The sequence below is a fragment of the Streptomyces sp. NPDC005955 genome (assembly GCF_042871255.1).
Lineage (GTDB): Bacteria > Actinomycetota > Actinomycetes > Streptomycetales > Streptomycetaceae > Streptomyces.
This window is the reverse complement of record NZ_JBIAIF010000003.1, coordinates 600,131-622,003: the sequence shown is the minus strand read 5'-3', so window position 1 is coordinate 622,003 and position 21,873 is coordinate 600,131. Positions and strand designations below refer to the sequence as shown.

Genomic DNA, 21,873 nt, shown 5'->3' with positions numbered 1-21,873 from the left:
GGGGGCGCTCGCGAGGAGGTGCGCGACCTCGTCGTTCACCCCCTGACGGCGGGCGCGGGGCCGTTCGGGGGACGGCCGGGGACGGTCGGCGGAACGACCGGCTCCGGCCACGGGCGGACTCCGCACGTTCCCCGCGCTCGGGGAACGGCGCACCCGGTCGACGGTGTTCCGGGGCGGGCGGGAGGAGTCGGGGCGGCGGCTGCCGCCCCATCGGACGGGTGGGGCGGCAGCGAAAGGGGGGACGGAGGAGGTCAGCGCCCCGAGAGGCGAACCGCGCCGAGCCCCGGCAGTCTGGAAATGAGCCGAAAAGTGCACGTGACGACGACGGTAGGCTCGGCAGCAAGCCGGTGGGCTCTCGGACAACACCGGTTTCGGCGCCATGCCGAGCAGGCGGACGTCCCACCGCGCACGCGGCCCCCGGGCGTCCGCCATCCCGAATGTCCCGAGCATGTGGAGAGGAGCCCTGACCCAGGGTGAGCACCAAGCCGACCACGACAGCCCTTGAATGGACCGAACTGGACCAGCGTGCCGTGGACACCTCCCGTGTCCTTGCCGCTGACGCCGTGCAGAAGGTCGGCAACGGCCATCCGGGCACCGCGATGAGCCTTGCCCCGGCCGCCTACACCCTCTTCCAGAAGGTGATGCGACACGACCCCGCGGACCCCGAATGGACGGGCCGCGACCGGTTCGTGCTGTCCGCGGGACACTCGTCCCTGACGCTGTACATCCAGCTCTACCTCGCCGGCTTCGGCCTGGAGCTGGACGACCTGAAGGCGTTCCGCACCTGGGGCTCGAAGACCCCGGGCCACCCGGAGTACGGCCACACCGCCGGCGTCGAGACGACGACCGGGCCGCTCGGCCAGGGCGTCGCCAACGCCGTGGGCATGGCGATGGCCGCCCGGTACGAGCGCGGTCTGTTCGACCCGGAGGCCGCCACCGGCGCCTCCCCCTTCGACCACCACGTCTTCGTGATCGCCGGTGACGGCTGCCTCCAGGAGGGCATCGCCGCCGAGGCGTCCTCGCTGGCCGGTCACCAGAAGCTCGGCAACCTGGTCATGCTGTGGGACGACAACCACATCTCGATCGAGGGCGACACCGAGACCGCCGTGTCCGAGGACACCGCCAAGCGGTACGAGGCGTACGGGTGGCACGTGCAGCGCGTGGAGCCGAAGGCCAACGGCGACCTCGACCCGCAGGCGCTGTACACGGCGATCCAGGCCGCCAAGGCCGAGACGGAGCGCCCCTCGTTCATCGCGATGCGCTCGATCATCGCCTGGCCCGCGCCCAACGCCCAGAACACCGAGGCCGCCCACGGTTCGGCGCTCGGCGACGAAGAGGTCGCGGCCACCAAGCGCGTCCTCGGTTTCGACCCCGAGCAGAGCTTCGAGGTCACCGACGAGGTCCTGGCCCACACCCGGGGCGCACTGGACCGCGGTCGCGAGGCCCGGGGCGAGTGGGAGAAGGGCCTGGCCGCCTGGCGCACCGCGAACGTCGAGCGGGCCGCCGAGTTCGACCGCATCTCGGCCGGTGAGCTGCCGGCCGGCTGGGAGGACAAGCTCCCGGTCTTCGAGACCGGCAAGGGCGTCGCGACCCGGGCCGCGTCCGGCAAGGTGCTCCAGGCGCTCGGCGCGGTGATCCCCGAGCTGTGGGGCGGTTCCGCCGACCTCGCCGGCTCGAACAACACGACGATCGACAAGAACTCGTCGTTCCTCCCCGCCGACAACCCGCTGCCGGAGGCCCAGCCGTACGGCCGGACCATCCACTTCGGCATCCGCGAGCACTCGATGGCCGCGGAGATGAACGGCATCGCGCTGCACGGCAACACCCGTGTCTACGGCGGCACGTTCCTCGTGTTCTCCGACTACATGCGCAACGCGGTGCGACTGTCCGCGCTGATGCACCTGCCGGTGACGTACGTGTGGACGCACGACTCGATCGGCCTCGGCGAGGACGGTCCGACCCACCAGCCGGTCGAGCACGTCGCGTCGCTGCGGGCGATCCCCGGGCTGAACGTGGTCCGACCGGCCGACGCCAACGAGACGGCGATCGCCTGGCGGGAGATCCTGCGCCGCTACACCAAGGTGTTCGGCAAGGGCGCCCCGCACGGTCTCGCGCTGACCCGGCAGGGCGTGCCCACGTACGACCCGAACGAGGACGCGGCCAAGGGCGGCTACGTGCTCTTCGAGGCGGAGGGCGGCGCCCCCGAGGTGCTGCTGATCGGCACGGGTTCCGAGGTGCACCTGGCGGTGGAGGCCCGGGAGCGGCTCCAGGCGTCCGGCGTGCCCACCCGGGTGGTGTCCATGCCGTCCGTGGAGTGGTTCGAGGAGCAGACCCAGGAGTACAAGGACACGGTGCTGCCGCCGTCCGTGAAGGCGCGGGTCGCCGTCGAGGCGGGCATCGGGCTGACCTGGCACCGCTACGTCGGTGACGCGGGCCGCATCGTGTCGCTGGAGCACTTCGGTGCCTCGGCGGACGGCAAGGTCCTGTTCCGCGAGTTCGGCATCACCTCCGAGGCGGTCGAATCCGCCGCGCGGGAATCCCTGGCCGCCGTTCAGCGCTGACGCCCACAGACGACTAAAGATCAAGTAGGAGATGCAATTCCCATGACGGACGCACTCAAGCGCCTTTCCGACGAAGGCGTAGCGATCTGGTTGGACGACCTTTCGCGCAAGCGGATCACGTCCGGCAACCTCGCCGAACTGATCGACCAGCAGCACGTGGTGGGCGTCACGACCAACCCGTCGATCTTCCAGAAGGCGATCTCGGGCGGTGACGGCTACGAGTCCCAGCTCCGTGACCTCGCGGCCCGCAAGCTGACGGTCGACGAGGCCGTGCGCATGATCACCACGGCGGACGTCCGGGACGCGGCCGAGGTGCTGCGCCCCCTGTTCGACTCGACGGGCGGCCAGGACGGCCGGGTGTCGATCGAGGTGGACCCGCGACTCGCGCACGACACCCGGGCGACCATCGCCGAGGCCAAGCAGCTCGCCTGGCTGGTGGACCGGCCCAACACCCTGATCAAGATTCCGGCGACCAAGGCGGGCCTGCCCGCGATCACCGAGGTCATCGGCCTCGGCATCAGCGTCAACGTCACGCTGATCTTCTCGCTGGAGCGCTACCGCGCGGTGATGGACGCCTACCTGGCGGGCCTGGAGAAGGCGAAGGCCGCGGGCCTGGACCTGTCCAAGATCCGTTCGGTGGCCTCGTTCTTCGTGTCCCGGGTGGACACCGAGATCGACAAGCGGCTGGACGCCCTCGGCACCCCGGAGGCCAAGGCCGCGCGCGGCAAGGCCGGCCTGGCCAACGCCCGGCTCGCCTACCAGGCGTACGAGGAGGTCTTCTCCTCCGACCGCTGGCTGGCCCTGGACAAGGCGGGCGCACACCCGCAGCGTCCGCTGTGGGCGTCGACCGGGGTCAAGGACCCCGCGTACAAGGACACCCTGTACGTCGACGACCTGGTCGCGCCGGGCACCGTGAACACGATGCCGGAGGCGACCCTGGAGGCCGCCGCCGACCACGGCGTCATCACCGGCAACACCATCGCCGGCACCTACGAGCAGTCGCGCGCCGACCTCGACGCCGTCGAGAAGCTCGGGATCGCCTACGACGACGTGGTGAACCTGCTGGAGGACGAGGGCGTCGAGAAGTTCGAGGCGTCCTGGAACGACCTGCTCGCATCGACCGAGGCGGAGCTGAAGCGCCTCACCCCTTCGGAGGGCTGAGACCTTGACACCCGTCCACGGAGCCAATCCGCTTCGTGACGCCGCGGACCGACGGCTCCCGCGCATCGCGGGGCCGTCGGGCCTGGTGATCTTCGGCGTCACGGGCGACTTGTCCCGCAAGAAGCTGATGCCCGCCGTCTACGACCTCGCGAACCGGGGTCTGCTGCCGCCCGGCTTCTCGCTGATCGGGTTCGCCCGTCGCGAGTGGCAGAACGAGGACTTCGCCCAGGAGGTCCACGACGCCGTCAAGGAACACGCCCGCACCCCCTTCCGGGAGGAGGTCTGGCAGCAGCTGATCCAGGGCATGCGCTTCGTCCAGGGCGACTTCGACGACGACAACGCCTTCGAGCAGCTGAAGGCCACGATCACCGATCTGGACAAGGCCCAGGGCACCGGCGGCAACTTCGCCTTCTACCTCTCCGTTCCGCCGAAGTTCTTCCCCCTGGTCGTCAAGCAGCTCAAGAAGCACGGGCTGGCCGACCAGGAGGAGGGGTCCTGGCGGCGGGCGGTCATCGAGAAGCCCTTCGGTCACGACCTCACGTCGGCGAAGGAACTCAACGCGATCGTCCACGAGGTCTTCGCCCCGGACCAGGTCTTCCGGATCGACCACTACCTCGGCAAGGAGACCGTCCAGAACATCCTGGCGCTCCGGTTCGCCAACACCCTGTTCGAGCCGATCTGGAACCGGTCGTACGTCGACCACGTGCAGATCACCATGGCCGAGGACATCGGGATCGGCGGCCGGGCCGGGTACTACGACGGCATCGGCGCCGCCCGGGACGTGATCCAGAACCATCTGCTCCAGTTGCTCGCGCTCACCGCAATGGAGGAGCCCTCCTCCTTCGACGCGGATGCGCTGGCCGCCGAGAAGACCAAGGTCCTCGGGGCGGTCAAGCTCCCCGCGGACCTGGGCGCCGACACCGTCCGCGCCCAGTACGTCGCCGGGTGGCAGGGTGGCGAGAAGGTCATCGGCTACCTCCAGGAAGACGGCATCGACAGCAAGTCGAAGACCGACACCTACGCGGCGGTGAAGCTCCAGATCGACAACCGCCGCTGGGCGGGGGTCCCCTTCTACCTGCGCACCGGCAAGCGCCTCGGCCGCCGGGTGACGGAGATCGCCGTGGTCTTCCAGCGCGCCCCGCACTCCCCCTTCGACCACACCGCGACCGAGGAGCTGGGGCAGAACGCCCTGGTCATCCGGGTCCAGCCGGACGAGGGCGTGACCGTGCGCTTCGGCTCCAAGGTGCCGGGCACCTCGATGGAGGTCCGGGACGTGTCCATGGACTTCGCCTACGGCGAGTCGTTCACGGAGTCGAGTCCGGAGGCGTACGAACGGCTCATCCTGGACGTCCTGCTGGGCGACTCGAACCTCTTCCCCCGCACAGAAGAGGTCGAACTGTCCTGGCGCATCCTCGACCCGATCGAGCAGCACTGGGACGCGCACGGCAAGCCCGCCCAGTACAAGTCCGGGACCTGGGGCCCCGCCGAGGCGGACGAAATGCTCGCACGAGACGGACGGAGCTGGCGTCGGCCATGAACATCGACCTTACGGACACCACGGCCAGCCGGATCAACAAGGCGATGGTCGAAGGGCGCCGTGCCATCGGCTCCCCGGCCGTCGGCATGGTGCTCACCCTGGTCATCGTCACGGACGAGGAGAACGCGTACGACGCGTTGCGGGCGGCCAGCGAGGCGTCCCGCGAGCACCCCTCGCGCACCCTGGTGGTCATCCGCCGGGTCTCGCGGTCGCCGCGCATCCGCACGACCTCCCGGCTGGACGCCGAGGTCCGGGTGGGCGGTGAGGCGGGCACCGGGGAGACGGTCGTCCTGCGGCTGTACGGCGAGGTCGTCGAGCACGCGCAGTCGGTGGTCCTGCCGCTGCTGCTGCCGGACGCCCCCGTCGTGGTGTGGTGGCCGATCAACGCTCCCGCCGACCCGGCGCGCGACCCGCTGGGCGCGCTCGCCCAGCGCCGGATCACCGACGCCTACTCCGCCGAGCAGCCGGTGGCGGAGCTGACGTCCCGCGCCGACACCTACGCCCCCGGGGACACCGACCTGTCCTGGACCCGGATCACCCCCTGGCGCTCGATGCTGGCCGCCGCGCTGGACCAGATCGCCTGCACGGTGACCGCGGCCGAGGTCGAGGGCGAGGAGTACAACCCCAGTGTGGAACTGCTGGCGATGTGGCTGGCGGAACGATTGGGCACGCCCGTGACCCGGACCGTGTCGAGCGGCCCCGGGCTGACGGCGGTGCGGCTCCAGACGGACTGCGGACCGATCGGTCTCGACCGACCGGACGGGTCGCTGGCCACGCTGTCGATCGCGGGTCAGCCGGACCGCGCGGTGGCGTTGAAGCGACGGGAGACCGCGGAGCTGATCGCGGAGGAGCTGCGGCGCCTGGACCCGGACGACATCTACGCGTCCGTGCTGCGGTTCGGGGTGAAGGGGCTGGCCGAGTCCACGGCGAGCGTCCCCGCCCGCACGGAGGCGGCCGGCGCACCCGGCGGTTCCCCGGGCGGCTCCCCCGAGGGCGAGGGCGACGACAAGACGCCACCGGCGAAGACGGCGAAGAAGTCGGTTCCCGCCCGGAAGGCCCGCACGTGAGCACACCCCAGCTCGTGGTGCACCGCGACAAGGAGCTGATGGCGCAGGCCGCGGCGGCCCGGCTGATCACGAAGATCGTGGACGCCCAGGCCGCTCGGGGCTCGGCGTCGATCGTCCTGACCGGCGGGCGCAACGGGAACGGCGTGCTCGCCGCGCTGGCCGCGGCGCCCGCCCGGGACGCGATCGACTGGTCCCGCCTCGACCTGTGGTGGGGGGACGAGCGCTATCTGCCCGAGGGCGACCCCGAGCGGAACGTGACCCAGGCGCGTGCGGCGCTGTTGGACTCGGTGCCGCTCGACCCGGAGCGGGTGCACGCGATGCCCGCGTCGGACGGCCCCCACGCCACCGGGGGTCCGGCCGGGGACGGGGTGGACACGGCTGCCGCCGCGTACGCCGCGGAACTGGCCGCCGCGGCGGGTCCGGAGGACCACGGTCCGGTGCCCACCTTCGACGTCCTGATGCTGGGGGTCGGCCCGGACACGCACGTGGCCTCGCTCTTCCCCGAGCTGCCGGGCGTCCGGGAGACCGAGCGGACCGTCGTCGGCGTCCACGGGGCGCCGAAGCCGCCGCCCACCCGGATCTCCCTGACGCTGCCCGCGATCCGGGCCGCCCGTGAGGTGTGGCTGTTGGCGGCGGGCGAGGACAAGGCGGAGGCCGCGGCCATCGCCCTGTCGGGCGCGGGCGAGATCCAGGCGCCGGCGGCCGGCGCCCGGGGACGTGCGCGGACCCTGTGGCTGCTCGACTCTGCGGCGGCCTCCCGGCTGCCGCGCGATCTGTACCCGCCCGCTTCGCCCTAGGGCGGGGCGGTGGTCACCACGGGCTCCGTGGTGACCGGAGGAGCACGGCCCGGTGCCGGGCGTCCAGGAGGACCGGACGCCCGGCACCGTCGTGTCAACGGCCGCGCAGCTCGCGGTACTTGGCGACCAGGGCCGTGCTGGACGCATCGAGGCCCGGGACCTCTGCGCCCTCGGTGAGCGCGGGTTCCACGCGCTTGGCGAGCACCTTGCCCAGTTCGACGCCCCACTGGTCGAACGAGTCGATGTTCCACACGGCCCCCTGGACGAACACCTTGTGCTCGTACAGGGCGATGAGCTGACCGAGCACCGACGGCGTCAGCTCCTTCGCCAGGATGGTGGTCGTGGGGCGGTCGCCCCGGAAGCTCTTGTGCGGGACGAGCTCCTCGGGGACCCCTTCGGCGCGGACCTCCTCGGGCGTCTTGCCGAAGGCGAGCGCCTGGGTCTGCGCGAAGAAGTTCGCCATCAGCAGGTCGTGCTGGGCGACGAGCCCCGGCTGGAGGTCGGCGACCGGCTCGGCGAACCCGATGAAGTCCGCGGGGATCAGCTTGGTGCCCTGGTGGATCAACTGGTAATAGGCGTGCTGCCCGTTGGTGCCCGGCGTGCCCCAGACCACGGGGCCGGTCTGCCAGTCGACCGGTGCGCCCTCCCGGTCGACGGACTTGCCGTTGGACTCCATGTCCAGTTGCTGGAGGTACGCCGTGAACTTGGACAGGTAGTGCGAGTACGGCAGCACCGCGTGCGCCTGGGCGTCGTGGAAGTTGCTGTACCAGACGCCCAGCAGACCGAGCAGCAGCGGGACGTTCTGCTCGGGCGGGGCGTTGCGGAAGTGCCGGTCGACGGTGTGGAAACCGTCCAGCACCTCCCGGAACCGGTCCGGCCCGATCGCGATCATCAGGGAGAGCCCGATCGCCGAGTCGAACGAGTAGCGGCCGCCGACCCAGTCCCAGAACTCGAACATGTTCGCCGTGTCGATGCCGAAGTCGGCGACCTTCCCGGCATTGGTCGACAGGGCCACGAAGTGCTTGGCCACGGCCTCCTGACCCGCCCTCAGCTCGGTGAGGAGCCAGTTGCGGGCCGAGGTGGCGTTGGTCAGGGTCTCGATGGTGGTGAAGGTCTTGGACGCCACGATGAACAGCGTCTCGGCGGCGTCCAGGTCCCTGACCGCCTCGTGCAGGTCGGCCCCGTCGACGTTCGACACGAACCGCACCGTGAGGCCGCGGTCGGTGTAGGAGCGCAACGCCTCGTAGGCCATGGCGGGGCCGAGGTCGGAGCCGCCGATGCCGATGTTGACGACGTTCTTGATGCGCGCACCGGTGTGACCGGTCCACTCACCCGAACGGACCCGGTCGGCGAACACGCCCATGCGGTCGAGGACTTCGTGCACCGCGGGGACGACGTTGCGCCCGTCGGCCTCGATCACCGCGCCGCTCGGGGCGCGCAGCGCGGTGTGCAGGACCGCGCGGTCCTCCGTCGTGTTGATCTTGTCGCCGCGGAACATGGCGTCCCGCAGTGCGTACACGCCCCGCGCCTCGGCGAGCTCGCGGAGCAGTCGGAGCGTTTCGTCGGTGATGAGGTGCTTGGAGTAGTCGACGTACAGGTCACCGACCTGTAGCGCGTATCCGGTGGCGCGGTCCGGGTCCGCCGCGAACAGGTCGCGCAGCCGCATCTCGCCCTGTTCTTCCCGGTGTTTGACCAGGGCGGTCCACTCGGGCGTCTGGTTGAGCCTGGTACGGCCTTCTGCATTCATCTCGGACGTCGTCCTTCTCTCTGCCGTCGCCTGGTCTGGGCGCCTTGCCGCAGCACCCTCCAACCTAATTGATCAGGACGGCGAACGGACGGCCGTCGGGTGCGGGCGCGGCCGGACACGTTCACCGTCACGGGTGGCTCCCCACGTTGACGGTCCCCCGGCGACGCACAGCGGGCCGGACACCTGGGTGAAGGTGTCCGGCCCGCCGGTAGGTCCGTTCAGATCTCGCCGCGCAGTTTCGCCAGCGCCTCGGCGAGGATCGCCTCGCCGTCCGCGTCGCTGCGCCGCTCCCGCACATAGGCGAGGTGGGTCTTGTACGGCTCGGTCCGTGGTGGAGCCGGTGGGTTGTCCCGGTCCTGACCTGCCGGAAAGCCGCACCGCGGGCAGTCCCAACTGTCCGGGACCTGCGCGTCGCTGGCGAAGCTCGGCTGTGTCTCGTGCCCGTTCGAGCACCAGAAGGAGATGCGCAGCCGCGGCGCGGACTCGCCGCGCTCGGCCTCGCCCATCGGCCCCGCCCCGACCCGGCTTCCCCGGATCGCGTTGCCACTTGCCACGGTCGTAACTCCCTGCGTGATGGTGCCGCGAAGCGAGTCGGCGTAACGCTTCGCCGGGGGCGCCTCAGTCTACGTAAGGCCCAACGCGCGTCCAGTGAATGGAGTTACACCCCACCCCGAGACGCAAGCCCCATGATAGGCCGCGCCGGGGGGCGCGTACCCGTCATGGGGCTCAACGTGGTGTGCGTGTGCGACGGTGACGAGGCTCAGCTGTCGAGCTTCATCATGATCGCGAGGGCGACGATGCAAGCGAACCAGAGCAGACCGACCACGACGGTGATGCGGTCGAGGTTGCGCTCGGCGACCGAGGACCCGCCCACGGACGACTGCATGCCGCCGCCGAACATGTCGGACAGACCGCCGCCCTTGCCCTTGTGCATCAGCACCAGCAGCGTCAGCAGCAGGCTGAAGGCGATCACGGCGATCGAGAACCCGAAAACCACAGTGAACTCCCTTTCCGGGGTCTTCCCTCGGATCTTGATGGACGGCGCGAGGACCGCGGCCGGTCGGACGAGCCGACGGACGTCCGTGCGGGACACCTCCCGGTGCCCGCGCCCAGCGCCCGCTCGCCTTACCGGCCAGCGGCCCCCGCAAGGGTACGACGGATCGTCGCTAGCGCCTACTCACGCCCGTTCGAAGCGGACGATCTTGACGAACTCGTCGACGTCGAGCGCGGCTCCCCCGATGAGGGCGCCGTCCACGTCGGGCTGCGCCATGATCGCGGCGACGTTCCCGGACTTCACGGAACCGCCGTACTGGATGCGCACCTGCTCGGCCAGCTCCTTGGAGTAGAGCTCGGCGAGCCGGCCGCGGATCGCCCCGCAGACCTCCTGGGCGTCCTCGGGCGTGGCGACCTCACCGGTGCCGATGGCCCACACCGGCTCGTAGGCGATCACGATCGTCTCGGCCTGCTCGGCGGGCAGGTCCTTGAGCGCCCCGTCGAGCTGGCCGAGGGTGTGCTCGACCTGCTGGCCGGCCTTGCGGACGTCCAGGCCCTCGCCGACGCAGAGGATCGGGGTGAGGCCGTGCTTGAACGCGGCCTTGACCTTGGCGTTGCACAGCTCGTCGGTCTCGCCGTGGTACTGGCGGCGCTCCGAGTGGCCGACGGCGACGTAGGTGCACTTGAGCTTGGCGAGCATCGCGCCGGAGATCTCGCCGGTGTAGGCACCGGACTCGTGCGCGGAGATGTCCTGCGCGCCGTACTTGATCTTCAGCTTGTCGCCGTCGACGAGGGTCTGCACGGACCGCAGGTCGGTGAACGGCGGCAGGACGGCGACCTCGACGGTCTCGTAGTCCTTGTCCGCGAGGGCGAAGGCGAGCTTCTGGACGTGGGCGATGGCCTCAAGGTGGTTGAGGTTCATCTTCCAGTTGCCGGCCATCAGGGGCGTACGGGTCTGCTTCGTCATGGAAGGTTCAGTTCTCCAGTGCGGCGAGGCCGGGGAGCGTCTTGCCCTCGAGGTATTCGAGGGAGGCGCCGCCACCGGTCGAGATGTGTCCGAATGCCTGCTCGTCGAAGCCCAGGATGCGTACGGCCGCGGCGGAGTCGCCACCGCCGACGACCGTGAAGGCCGAGGAGTCGAGCAGGGCCTGGGCGACCGCGGTGGTGCCCTCGGCGTAGTCGGGGTGCTCGAAGACACCCATGGGGCCGTTCCAGAAGATGGTGGCCGCGTCGGCGAGCTTCGCCGCGTACAGCTCACCCGTCTTCGGGCCGATGTCCAGGCCCTGCTGGTCCGCGGGAATGGCGTCCGCGGCGACCGTGACGGGGTGGGCGGGGGCCTTGGTCTTCAGGTCGGGGAACGAGGTGGCGGCCAGGACGTCCACCGGGAGCACGAACTCCACACCGCGCTCGGCGGCCCGCTTGAGGTAGTCCTGGACGACCGGGACCTGGTCCTCCTGGAGCAGCGAGTTGCCGACCTCGTGGCCCTGGGCCTTGAGGAAGGTGTAGACCATGCCGCCGCCGATGATGATGCGGTCGGCCCGCTCCAGCAGGTGGTCGATCACCCCGAGCTTGTCGGAGACCTTGGCCCCGCCGAGGACGACGGCGTAGGGGCGCTGCACGTCCTCGGTGAGCTTCTTGAGGACGCCGACCTCGGTGGCGATGAGGTAGCCGGCGTAGTGCGGCAGCCGGGCCGGGAGGTCGTACACCGAGGCGTGGCGGCGGTGCACCGCGCCGAAGCCGTCGCCCACGTACACGTCGGCGAGGGCGGCGAGACGGTCGGCGAACTCCGCGCGCTCGGCGTCGTCCTTGGAGGTCTCGCCGGGGTTGAAGCGCAGGTTCTCCAGGACGGCGACCTGGCCGGGCTGGAGGCCGTCGACGGCGCCGTGGGCGGCGGGCCCGACGGTGTCCTGGGCGAAGGCGACGGGGGCGCCCAGCAGCTCGCCGAGGCGTTCGGCGGCGGGCAGCAGCGAGAACGCCGGGTCCGGGGCGCCCTTGGGACGGCCCAGGTGGGAGGCGACGACGACCTTGGCGCCCGCTTCGGCGAGGGCCCGCACGGTGGGCAGGACCGCGCGGATGCGGCCGTCGTCCGTGATGACGCCGTCGGCGAGCGGCACGTTGAGGTCGGCGCGGACGAAGACCCGCTGGTTTTCGACACCCTCGGCGAGGAGTTCGTCGATCGTCTTCATTCAGTGGCTCCTAGGAAGGCTCGCGGGGCGGTGGCGAGGAGCTGCGGGAGTCGCAGGGGGCTCCCGCAGAGCGGTGCGCACGTGACAGGGCCCGGACGGCGCCCCTTCGCGCCGCCCGAGCCCTGTCCTTCACATGAGGGTGCCTGCCGTAGCGGGTACGGGTCAGAGCTGCTCGCCGACGAAGACCGTCAGGTCCACCAGGCGGTTGGAGTAGCCCCACTCGTTGTCGTACCAGCCGAGGATCTTCACCGTGTTGCCCTCCTGGACCATGGTCAGGGAGGAGTCGAAGATGCAGGACGCCGGGTCGCTGACGATGTCGGAGGACACGATCGGGTCCTCGGTGTACGCCAGGATGCCCCGGAGGGAGCCGTCCTCGGACGCCTTCTTGAACGCGGCGTTGACCTCGTCCTTGGTGGTCTCGCGCTGGAGCGTGACGACCAGGTCGGTGGCGGAGCCGGTGGGGACCGGGACGCGCATGGCGATGCCGTCCAGCTTGCCCTTGAGCTGCGGCAGCACCAGGGCGGTGGCCTTGGCGGCGCCGGTCGTCGTCGGGATGATGTTCTCGGCGGCGGCGCGGGCGCGGCGCAGGTCCTTGTGCGGGAAGTCCAGGATGCGCTGGTCGTTCGTGTACGCGTGGACCGTCGTCATCAGGCCCTTGACGATGCCGAAGTTCTCGTCGAGGACCTTCGCCATCGGCGCCACACAGTTGGTGGTGCAGGAGGCGTTGGAGATGACGTGGTGCTGCGCCGGGTCGTACTGGTCCTGGTTGACGCCCATCACGACCGTGATGTCCTCGTCGCTGGCCGGAGCCGAGATGAGGACCTTCTTGGCGCCGCCGGCGATGTGCTTGGCGGCGTCGGCCTTCTTGGTGAAGATGCCGGTCGACTCGATGACGATGTCGACGCCGAGCTCGCCCCAGGGGATGTCGGAGGGGTTGCGCTCGGACAGCACCTTGATGGTGTGGTCACCGACGGTGATCGTGTCGGCGGTGTGCGACACCTCGGCCTTCAGACGGCCCAGGATGGTGTCGTATTTCAGCAAGTGAGCAGTGGTCGCGGTGTCACCCAGGTCGTTGACAGCCACGATCTCGATGTCTGCACCCTGCTCCAGCAGCGCGCGGAAGTAGTTACGACCGATGCGGCCAAAGCCGTTGATGCCTACGCGGATCGTCACGAACCGATCTCCTCGTTGGAGCGCCGGGTTTCGACGCCCGGCGAGTTGTATGGGATGTCCCCGACCGCCTCCGACCCTACCTCCCCGGGCCGTCCGGGGTGACATCGAGCTGCCCTTAACACAACGCGGCACGGGCCCGCACCGTCGTGGTGCGGGCCCGTGGACCTCCCGGGGGTGCCCGGCGGGCGGTGTCCGGGGCCGGTGGGGGCGCCCCGGACACCGTCCGGCCGGTGCGGCTCAGCGCCGCAGGGCGGCCAGGGCGCGACCCATCAGCCGGGCGCGGTCGGCGGCGTCCGGCACGTGCTCGAAGCCGAAGCCGAGGAGCACGCTGTCACGCGCGGTGACGGAGGCGTGCGAACGGTAGAGCTCGCCGGTGCGGGCCCAGTCGCCGGTGACGGTGGGACTGCCGACCGGGGACTGGCCCACGCCCCACGTGCCGAGGGAGGTCTCGAAGCCCTCGGTGTCCCGCACCTGGCCGCCGACGAGGAGCTGGGCCTGGTCGGCGAAGACGCCCCGTTCGCCGCTGCCCGGGTCGGTGACGTAGGAGAGGGAGAGTTCGACCTTCTTGCCCGCGTAGGCGCTCAGGTCGAAGGCCACCTGCTTCCAGCCGGCGGAGGAGCCGGTGAAGCTGTTCCACTCGCCGGTGCTGCCGCCGCCCGTGCAGGGGCCGGTCCCCCGCTCCAGGTAGTGGCGGAGGAACGGGTGGCCGTTGAGGAAGTACCCGGCCTCGCACTCGGTGGGCACGGCCCGGGAGCTGGCGCCGTTGCGGTCGGGGAGCGTGGTCCAGTCCCCGGCGCCGACGGTGTGCGCCTCCAGCAGGACGTGGTCGTAGCCGTCCTCGACGTTCCAGTTCAGCGCCAGTTGCAGGGCGGGCGCGTCGGCGGCGGTGACCTGGGTGAGGTCGACCGTGCGGGTCAGCCGCTTCCAGTCGTTGTCGGCGTGAACGGCGGAGGCCATGCCCTGCCCGGTGTGCGGCGCGTACGGGTTGGTGAGCCCGGGGTAGCCGCCCCCGGAGCCGCTGCGGAACTGCGGGAAGCGGTCGGCGGGAAGCGCGTCGGAGGTGACGAGGTAGCGGCCCGCCGCGTCCAGCGGGTTGCCGGGGGCGTCGCCGAGCCCCGCGCCGGCCCCGGCGAGCCGGCCCTCTCCGGCGAAGGAGGTGACGCCCGGGGCGGCCAGCCGCTCGTACGCGCCGAGGTAGTACTGCGCGAAGTCGTTCGAGACGGCGCGGCCCAGTCGGACGTTGCCGCCCGCCCGCTCTCCGGCCTCGACCAGCTTGCCGCCCTCGTTGAGGTAGGCCCGCAGGGCGAGCTGAGTGGCCCCTGAGGGCACCTGGGCGCCCGTGTAGTGGACGACGACCGGGAAGTGGGCCAGGACCCCCAGGGCGTGCGGCGCGCCCCGTGTGGCGACGTCCCAGACGGTCGCGTCCTTGCCGTTCGCCTTGAGCGCGGCCACGTAGGCGGCCGTCTGCTGGGCGGTGGCGCCCTCCTCGGCGAGCACCAGGACCGAGGACTTCGGACGTTCGGCGACGGTGTACGCGAACGGTTCGCTGGAGACCCGGCCCGCCTGGGTGCGGCCGGTGAACCACACCTCGACCCGGTCACCGGGGCGGGCGTCCTCGACCTCGGCGCGGTACTCGTCGAAGTACAGGTTGTCCTCGCCGCCGAAGGTCTCGCCGCCCTTCCAGCGGCGCAGGTCCTCGTCGTGCACGCGTCCGCCGTTGATCCGGTACTTCAGCTCCTTGTCCCGGACCGACTTGCGGGCGGTGACGGCGACCTCCTGGTCGCCGCCGCGGGCGAGGGACGTGTCGAAGGCCGCGGGGGTGAAGTCCGGGGCCTCGATGCCGGTCACCGACACGGGGCGGTCCGGGTGGGCCGCCGTCTCGGCGACGGCGAGGGCGAACGGCACGTTGGCCGTGAACTCCTCCTGGATCAGCTTCTCGTCGTCCGGGAAGGTGAACACGGAGGCGCAGTCCCGGGCGTTCCACGGGTCGTCGGGGTACCGCGCGGACACCGTCTGGCAGGTGGACATCTCGGGGGTGAACATCGCGATGCCGTTGACGTTGCCGGCGTGCCCGTCGGCCTCGCCGTTGGTGGTGTACAGCTCGGAGGACACCTGGGGGCGGTAGCCGGGGACCGCCGGCTTCTCGGGGGTGCCGGCGAGGGCCTTGTAGAGCACGTCGTCGGGCGTGTCGGTGGCGACCTGCCAGCCGACGCCGTAGAGGATCAGCTCGGCGGCGGAGTGGTAGTTGATGCCGTACTCGAAGCCGATGCGCTTCTGGAAGCGGTCGAGGACCTGGGTCTCGGGTTCGGACATGGGGCCGGCGCCGCGGTAGGTCTCCGAGGAGGGCGCGGGCGACGAACCCTCGTCGTCGTAGCCCCACTTGTAGGCGAAGTTGCGGTTGAGGTCGACGCCGTCGCCCGCGGAGGTCCTGCCGTCGCCGTTGACGTCCCGCAGGTTCTTGCGCCACTGCCGCTGGCCGTCGGCGGCGTGGGTGAAGTCGTACCCGTCGGGGTTGGCGGACAGGACGAACCACAGTTCGGTGGTGTCCACGATCTTCTTGATCCGGCGGTCGGTCTCGTAGCGGTCGAGGTAGTGGTGCAGCAGCCGCCGGGTCATCTCCGGGGTGATCCACTCCCGGGCGTGCTGGTTCGACAGGTAGAGCGTGGCGGGTTTGGCGCCGTCCTTGGTGGTGCGGGCGCCCTTGCTGACCTTGACCGCGAGGATGTCCTGTCCGTTCAGGGACTTCCCGATCGAGACGACCTTGGTCAGGTCCGGGTGCGCCTGTCCGGTGCGGACGATCTCCTCCTTCAGCCCGCCCGCTCCGCCGTAGGGGCGGAAGACCCCTTCGCCCGCGGCGGCGACCCGCTTCTCGGTGGCGGCGGACACCTTCCGCTCGGTGACGTCCACGCCCTGGCGCTCCAGCTTCCGGGCCTGGACGTCGGTGAGGTACAGCTCCACGCGCGCGGTTCCCCGGGCGGGTGCCCGCTCGGAGAGTTCGTGCGCGTCCTGCCCGGCCTTCAGGAGCAGGGGTATCTGCTCCTGGGTGACGTCGGCCTCGAACACCTTGACGGCGTCCGCGGCCTCGACGGCGGGCGCGGCGGCCCGCGGTCCGGCCTGGGCGAGGGGCGCGGCGGTGGCGCCGCCGAGGATCAGTGCGCCCGTCGCGAGGATCGCTCTCGCTCTTCGTCTCATCAGTCCCCCTTGCGGTGGTCCTGCTCTGGTGTGGGCGCAAGGCTCTTGGGACTTCATGATCATGTCAATAGGGCGCCTGGGTCGCCCCCGCGCCGGAAACGCCCAGGGGGCGTGGACGGTCGGGTGAACGACCGTCCACGCCCCCTGGGGGACGCTGCCCGGGGCCGGAAGCGCTAGCCGACCAAGTTGTCGGCCAGGCTGTCGGCCAGGTCCTCCGTCAGGTTGGACTCGGTGCCGGGAATGCCCAGGTCACTGGCGCGCTTGTCGGCCATCGCCAGCAGTCGGCGGATCCGCCCGGCCACCGCGTCCTTGGTCAGCGGCGGATCGGCGAGCGCCCCCAGCTCCTCCAGCGACGCCTGCTTGTGCTCCATCCGCAGCCGGCCGGCCGCGGCGAGGTGCTCGGGCACCTCCTCGCCGAGGATCTCCAGGGCCCGCTGGACCCGTGCGCCCGCGGCCACGGCCGCCCGCGCCGAGCGGCGCAGGTTCGCGTCGTCGAAGTTGGCGAGCCGGTTCGCGGTGGCCCGCACCTCGCGCCGCATCCGCCGCTCCTCCCAGGCGAGGACCGACTCGTGCGCGCCCAGCCTGGTCAGCAGGGCCCCGATCGCGTCCCCGTCCCGGACGACGACCCGGTCCACCCCGCGCACCTCACGGGCCTTCGCGGCGATCTGGAGGCGGCGGGCCGCCCCGACCAGGGCGAGCGCGGCCTCGGGTCCCGGGCAGGTGACCTCCAGCGAGGAGGAACGCCCCGGCTCGGTGAGCGAGCCGTGTGCGAGGAACGCCCCGCGCCAGGCCGCCTCCGCATCGCAGGTGGCCCCCGAGACCACCTGCGGCGGCAGCCCCCGGATGGGACGGCCCCGGCCGTCCACCAGACCCGTCTGGCGCGCGAGCTGGTCGCCGCCCGCCACCACGCGGACCACGAAGCGGGAGCCGCGGCGCAGACCGCCGGGAGCCATCACGATCAGTTCGGAACTGTGGCCGAAGATCTCCAGGATGTCCCGCTTCAGCCGGCGGGCCGCGATCCCCGTGTCCAGCTCCGCCTCGATCACGATGCGTCCGCTGACCAGGTGCAGCCCGCCCGCGAACCGCAGGATCGACGAGACCTCCGCCTTTCTGCAGCAGGTCCGGGTGACGGGGAGCCGGGAGATCTCGTCCTTCACCGCTGCCGTCATCGCCATGGGCCGATCCTTCCATGCATCCGAAAAATACGGTCGTACGCGGCGGCCAACAGCTCCGGATCGTGCCTCGGGCTGCCGTCGGTCCGGGCCACCGGGGCCAGCTCGACCGCGGCACCGAACCCCAGTGCGGCTTCGGCGAGTGACTCGCGGTCGGGCACGGCCGCCTCGTCGGCGAGCACCACGTCCAGGGCGAGTTTAGGGGCGTGTCGTCCCAAAACCTCCAAATGACGTTGCGGAGAGAAGCCCTCGGTTTCGCCGGGTTGCGGAGCGATGTTCAGGGCGAGCACCCGGCGGGCCTTGGTCTCGGTGAGCGCGTCCCGCAACTCGGGAACCAGCAGGTGGGGGATGACCGAGGAGAACCAGGAGCCCGGCCCCAGCACCACCCAGTCGGCGTCCAGGACGGCTCCCACCGCCTCCGGCACGGCCGGCGGGTCGTTGGGGACCAGGTGGACCGACTGGACCTCACCGGGGGTGAGGGCCACGGTGGCCTGCCCGCGGACCGTGTCCACGTCCTCGGGACGCTCCGGGTCATGGCCCCTGACCAGGGCTTCCAGCTCCAGCGGCACCGCCGACATGGGCAGCACCCGGCCGTGCGCGCCCAGCAGTTTGCCGACCAGGTCCAGGGCGAGCACGTGATCGCCGAGCTGCTCCCACAGCGCCACGATCAGCAGGTTGCCGACGGCGTGGCCGTGCATCTCGCCGGCCGAGTGGAAACGGTGCTGGATGACCCGGGCCCAGGTCTGGCCCCAGTCGTCGTCACCGCACAGCGCCGCCAGGGCTTTACGCAGGTCACCGGGGGGTAGCACGCCCAGTTCATCGCGCAGCCGCCCACTGGAACCACCGTCGTCGGCGACGGTGACGACGGCGGTCAGATCGCCGGTGATGCGACGCAGACCGGCCAGGGACGCGGACAGTCCCATGCCCCCGCCGAGGGCGACCACCTTGGGCTGCGCACCGCGCCGACGGACCCGTACCGGCTTTTCACCCGGACGGAGGGGGGTGGAACGGCCGGCACGGCGCAGCCGGAGTGAACGCGCGGTCATTCGCGACCCATGTCCCGGTGCACGACGACGGTCTCGACGCCCTCGGCCGCCAACCGCGCGGCGAGCTTCTCCGACATCGCGACGGACCGGTGCTTGCCGCCGGTACAGCCGACGGCGATGGTGACGTACCGCTTGCCCTCGCGGCGGTAACCCGCGGCGATCAGGCGGAGCAGTTCGGCGTACCGGTCGAGGAACTCCTTGGCCCCGGGCTGGTTGAAGACGTAGGCCGCGACCTCCTCGTTGAGCCCGCTGAAGGGGCGCAGCTCGGGCACCCAGTGCGGGTTGGGCAGGAAGCGCATGTCCACGACGAGGTCGGCGTCGACCGGCAGCCCGTACTTGAACCCGAACGACATGACCGTGGCCCGCAGTTCCGGCTCCTCCTCGCCCGCGAACTGGGCGTCCATCTTGGCCCGCAGTTCGTGGACGTTGAGGCTGGAGGTGTCGATCACCAGGTCGGCGTCGCCGCGCAGCTCGCGCAGGAGTTCGCGTTCGGCGGCGATGCCGTCGACGATCCGGCCGTCGCCCTGGAGCGGGTGCGGGCGGCGCACCCCTTCGAAGCGGCGGACCAGGGCGTCGTCGGAGGACTCCAGGAAGACGATGCGCCGGGTGACGTGCTTGGCCGCCAGGTCGGCGAGGGACTCGCGGAGGTTGTCGAAGAAGCGGCGGCCCCGGACGTCCACGACGACCGCGATCCGGGCGACGTTGCCCTGGGAGCGGGCGCCCAGCTCGACCATGGTGGGGATCAGGGCGGGCGGCAGGTTGTCGACCACGAACCAGCCGAGGTCCTCCAGGCACTTCGCGGCCGTGGAACGACCCGCCCCGGACATCCCTGAGATGATCACCAGTTCGGGGATGGCCGCCTCGGGGACTCCCGCGGCATCGATCGTCATGCCCGCACCCGCCTGTGCTCCGTCGCTGTCCGGTTCCGTATGTGCACCGTGTCCGTCCTCGTCCCGTGCGGTGGCCCCGACCGGGGTGTCCGACCCGGCCGCGGCGCCCGTATCGCGCGTGTCGTGCGCGTCGTGTGCATCCTGGTTCGTCATGGTTCCTGCCCCCGTCGGTTCTCCGAGGTGCCCGCGGATACGGGCTCCTCGTCTTCAATGATCTCTCCGGTCGCCGTGTTCACGGCGGGTGCGGCCGGTGCCGCCCCGGCGAAGGCGGCGGCGATGGACTCGGCCGTCTTGCGACCTATGCCGGGCACCTCGCAGATCTCGTCGATTGTCGCGGACCGGAGCCTCTTGACCGAACCGAAGTGCTTGATGAGGGCCTGCTTGCGGGTCTCCCCCAGGCCGGAGACGTCGTCGAGGGGGCTCGCCCGGAAACGTTTGGCGCGTTTGGCCCGCTGGTAGGTGATCGCGAAGCGGTGGGCCTCGTCCCTGACCCGTTGGAGCAGGTACAGGCCCTCGCTGGTGCGCGGCAGGACCACCGGGTCGTCCTCGCCCGGCACCCACACCTCTTCGAGGCGCTTGGCCAGTCCGCACACGGCGATGTCGTCGATGCCCAGCTCGTCCAGGGCCCGCTGGGCGGCGTTGACCTGGGGCTGTCCGCCGTCGACCACGACGAGCTGCGGCGGGTAGGCGAACCGCCGGGGCCGGCCGTTGTCGTCGGTCGGACCGGTCGGGGTGTCGGGCGTGCCGTCGGCGCGCAGCACGTCGGGCGCGGCTGCGTCCGCGGTGGCCGGGACGGCCGGGGTGGCCGCTGCGTCCGGGGCGTCGGCCGTCGGGCCTGCGGGGAGGGCCTCGGGGGGCGCGGATTCCTCGGTGGCCCACTCGCCCGTGCGCTCCTTCTCGGCCAGGTAGCGCTTGAAGCGGCGGGTGATCACCTCGTGCATCGAGCGGACGTCGTCCTGCCCCCGGCCGTGCCAGAGCTGGGTGTCACCGGCGCGGCCCTTGATCTGGAACCGGCGGTACTCGCTCTTGCGGGCGAGCCCGTCTTCGAAGACGACCATGGACGCGACCACGTCGTCGCCCTGGAGATGGGAGACGTCGTAACACTCGATCCGCAGCGGGGCGCTGTCCAGTTCGAGGGCGGTGGCGATCTCCTCCAGGGCCCGGGAGCGCGTGGTGAGGTCGGAGGCGCGCTTCGTCTTGTGCAGGACGAGGGACTGCTGGGCGTTGCGGGCGACGGTCTCCATCAGCGCCTTCTTGTCGCCGCGCTGGGGCACCCGCAGGGACACGCCGGCGCCGCGGCGACCGGTCAACCACTCCTGGACGGGCTCGGCCGGCTCGGGGAGCGCGGGGACCAGCACCTCCCTGGGCACCGCGTCGCCGCTCTCCTCGCCGTAGAGCTGCTGGAGGGCGTGTTCCACCAGGTCACCCGTGGTGACGGCCTCGACCTTGTCGGTGATCCAACCGCGCTGACCGCGCACCCGGCCGCCGCGCACGTGGAAGATCTGCACGGCCGCTTCCAACTCGTCCTCGGCCAGCGCGATCAGATCGGCGTCGGTGGCGTCGGCGAGGACGACGGCGCTCTTCTCCATCGCCGTGCGCAGCGCCTGGACGTCGTCGCGCAGCCGGGCGGCCCGCTCGTACTCCATCTCCTCGGCCGCCTCCTGCATCCGCTCTTCCAGCCGGCGGATGTAGGTGCCGGTGCGGCCGGCCATGAAGTCGCAGAACTCGTCGGCGAGTTCGCGGTGCTCCTCGGGGGTGACCCGGCCGACGCAGGGCGCGGAGCACTTGCCGATGTAGCCGAGGAGGCAGGGGCGGCCGGTGCGGGCGGCGTTCTTGAAGACGCCCGCCGAACAGGTCCGCACGGGGAAGACGCGTAGCAGCAGGTCGACGGTGTCGCGGATGGCCCAGGCGTGCCCGTAGGGGCCGAAGTAGCGCACGCCCTTGCGTTTGTGGCCGCGCATCACCTGGACCCGGGGGAACTCCTCGTTCATCGTGACCGCGAGGTACGGGTAGCTCTTGTCGTCGCGGTACTTGACGTTGAACCGGGGGTCGAACTCCTTGATCCAGGAGTACTCCAACTGGAGCGCCTCGACCTCCGTGGACACGACCGTCCACTCCACGGAGGCGGCCGTGGTGACCATCGTCCGGGTGCGCGGGTGCATGCCCGCGACGTCCTGGAAGTAGTTCGCGAGGCGCTGGCGCAGGCTCTTCGCCTTGCCGACGTAGATCACCCGACGGTGTTCGTCGCGGAACTTGTAGACCCCCGGCGAGTCGGGGATCTGTCCCGGCTTGGGGCGGTAGCTGGAGGGGTCTGCCATGTCTCACACCCTACTGGCGGGCACTGACGATCG

The 21,873-nt window shown here is 71.1% G+C and carries 16 protein-coding genes; 5 read left to right on the top strand and 11 right to left on the bottom strand.

Annotated features, from left to right (window positions below):
- Positions 1-473: 473 nt before the first annotated feature.
- The 5 genes from tkt to pgl are packed head-to-tail and all read left to right on the top strand — an operon-like array spanning position 474 to position 7,123.
- Positions 474-2,561 (top strand): transketolase, encoded by a 2,088-nt coding sequence (tkt, locus tag ACFYOU_RS11200; RefSeq protein WP_391304829.1) that lies wholly within the window; start codon positions 474-476, stop codon positions 2,559-2,561.
- 42 nt (positions 2,562-2,603) lie between these two features.
- Positions 2,604-3,722 (top strand): transaldolase, encoded by a 1,119-nt coding sequence (tal, locus tag ACFYOU_RS11195; protein WP_387002675.1) that lies wholly within the window; start codon positions 2,604-2,606, stop codon positions 3,720-3,722.
- A gap of 4 nt (positions 3,723-3,726) precedes the next feature.
- Positions 3,727-5,259 carry a glucose-6-phosphate dehydrogenase gene (gene zwf, locus ACFYOU_RS11190; RefSeq protein ID WP_389761272.1) on the top strand — a complete coding sequence of 511 codons (1,533 nt, stop codon included), beginning with the start codon at positions 3,727-3,729 and terminating at the stop codon, positions 5,257-5,259.
- Entirely contained in the window at positions 5,256-6,326 is a 1,071-nt protein-coding gene (opcA, locus tag ACFYOU_RS11185; RefSeq protein WP_391304827.1) for a glucose-6-phosphate dehydrogenase assembly protein OpcA, read from the top strand. Before zwf ends, opcA begins: the two co-directional genes overlap by 4 nt.
- Complete coding sequence (gene pgl, locus ACFYOU_RS11180; RefSeq protein ID WP_389761276.1) at positions 6,323-7,123, top strand: 6-phosphogluconolactonase; 801 nt, start codon at positions 6,323-6,325, stop codon at positions 7,121-7,123. The genes opcA and pgl overlap by 4 nt, the downstream gene beginning before the upstream one ends.
- A 94-nt stretch (positions 7,124-7,217) precedes the next feature.
- On the opposite strand, the gene pgi is transcribed toward pgl, so the two are convergent.
- The 11 genes from pgi to uvrC form a co-directional block, all read right to left on the bottom strand.
- Positions 7,218-8,870: a glucose-6-phosphate isomerase gene (gene pgi / locus ACFYOU_RS11175; protein WP_391304825.1), complete on the bottom strand. Its 1,653-nt coding sequence runs from the start codon at positions 8,868-8,870 to the stop codon at positions 7,218-7,220.
- 218 nt (positions 8,871-9,088) lie between these two features.
- Positions 9,089-9,424 (bottom strand): RNA polymerase-binding protein RbpA, encoded by a 336-nt coding sequence (locus tag ACFYOU_RS11170; protein ID WP_173263245.1) that lies wholly within the window; start codon positions 9,422-9,424, stop codon positions 9,089-9,091.
- Between the two features lie 206 nt (positions 9,425-9,630).
- Entirely contained in the window at positions 9,631-9,867 is a 237-nt protein-coding gene (gene secG, locus ACFYOU_RS11165) for a preprotein translocase subunit SecG (protein WP_387002666.1), read from the bottom strand.
- A gap of 180 nt (positions 9,868-10,047) precedes the next feature.
- Positions 10,048-10,830: a triose-phosphate isomerase gene (gene tpiA / locus ACFYOU_RS11160; RefSeq protein WP_391304823.1), complete on the bottom strand. Its 783-nt coding sequence runs from the start codon at positions 10,828-10,830 to the stop codon at positions 10,048-10,050.
- 7 nt (positions 10,831-10,837) lie between these two features.
- Entirely contained in the window at positions 10,838-12,049 is a 1,212-nt protein-coding gene (locus ACFYOU_RS11155; protein WP_389761283.1) for a phosphoglycerate kinase, read from the bottom strand.
- A 162-nt stretch (positions 12,050-12,211) separates the two neighbouring features.
- On the bottom strand, positions 12,212-13,222 hold the full coding sequence (gene gap / locus ACFYOU_RS11150) for a type I glyceraldehyde-3-phosphate dehydrogenase (protein ID WP_387002660.1): 1,011 nt from the start codon (positions 13,220-13,222) through the stop codon (positions 12,212-12,214).
- Between the two features lie 237 nt (positions 13,223-13,459).
- Entirely contained in the window at positions 13,460-16,414 is a 2,955-nt protein-coding gene (locus tag ACFYOU_RS11145) for a M14 family zinc carboxypeptidase (protein ID WP_391304821.1), read from the bottom strand.
- 173 nt (positions 16,415-16,587) lie between these two features.
- The gene (gene whiA / locus ACFYOU_RS11140; RefSeq protein ID WP_389761286.1) at positions 16,588-17,589 is read right to left on the bottom strand and encodes a DNA-binding protein WhiA; all 1,002 of its coding nucleotides are present in this window, start codon (positions 17,587-17,589) and stop codon (positions 16,588-16,590) included.
- The gene (gene yvcK / locus ACFYOU_RS11135) at positions 17,580-18,632 is read right to left on the bottom strand and encodes a uridine diphosphate-N-acetylglucosamine-binding protein YvcK (protein ID WP_387002654.1); all 1,053 of its coding nucleotides are present in this window, start codon (positions 18,630-18,632) and stop codon (positions 17,580-17,582) included. Before yvcK ends, whiA begins: the two co-directional genes overlap by 10 nt.
- Positions 18,629-19,675, bottom strand: coding sequence for an RNase adapter RapZ (rapZ, locus tag ACFYOU_RS11130; protein WP_389761290.1), 1,047 nt, complete (start codon positions 19,673-19,675; stop codon positions 18,629-18,631). The genes yvcK and rapZ overlap by 4 nt, the downstream gene beginning before the upstream one ends.
- A complete protein-coding gene (gene uvrC / locus ACFYOU_RS11125; RefSeq protein ID WP_391304820.1) occupies positions 19,672-21,840 on the bottom strand; it encodes an excinuclease ABC subunit UvrC in 2,169 nt (722 codons plus the stop codon). Before uvrC ends, rapZ begins: the two co-directional genes overlap by 4 nt.
- Positions 21,841-21,873 lie beyond the last annotated feature (33 nt).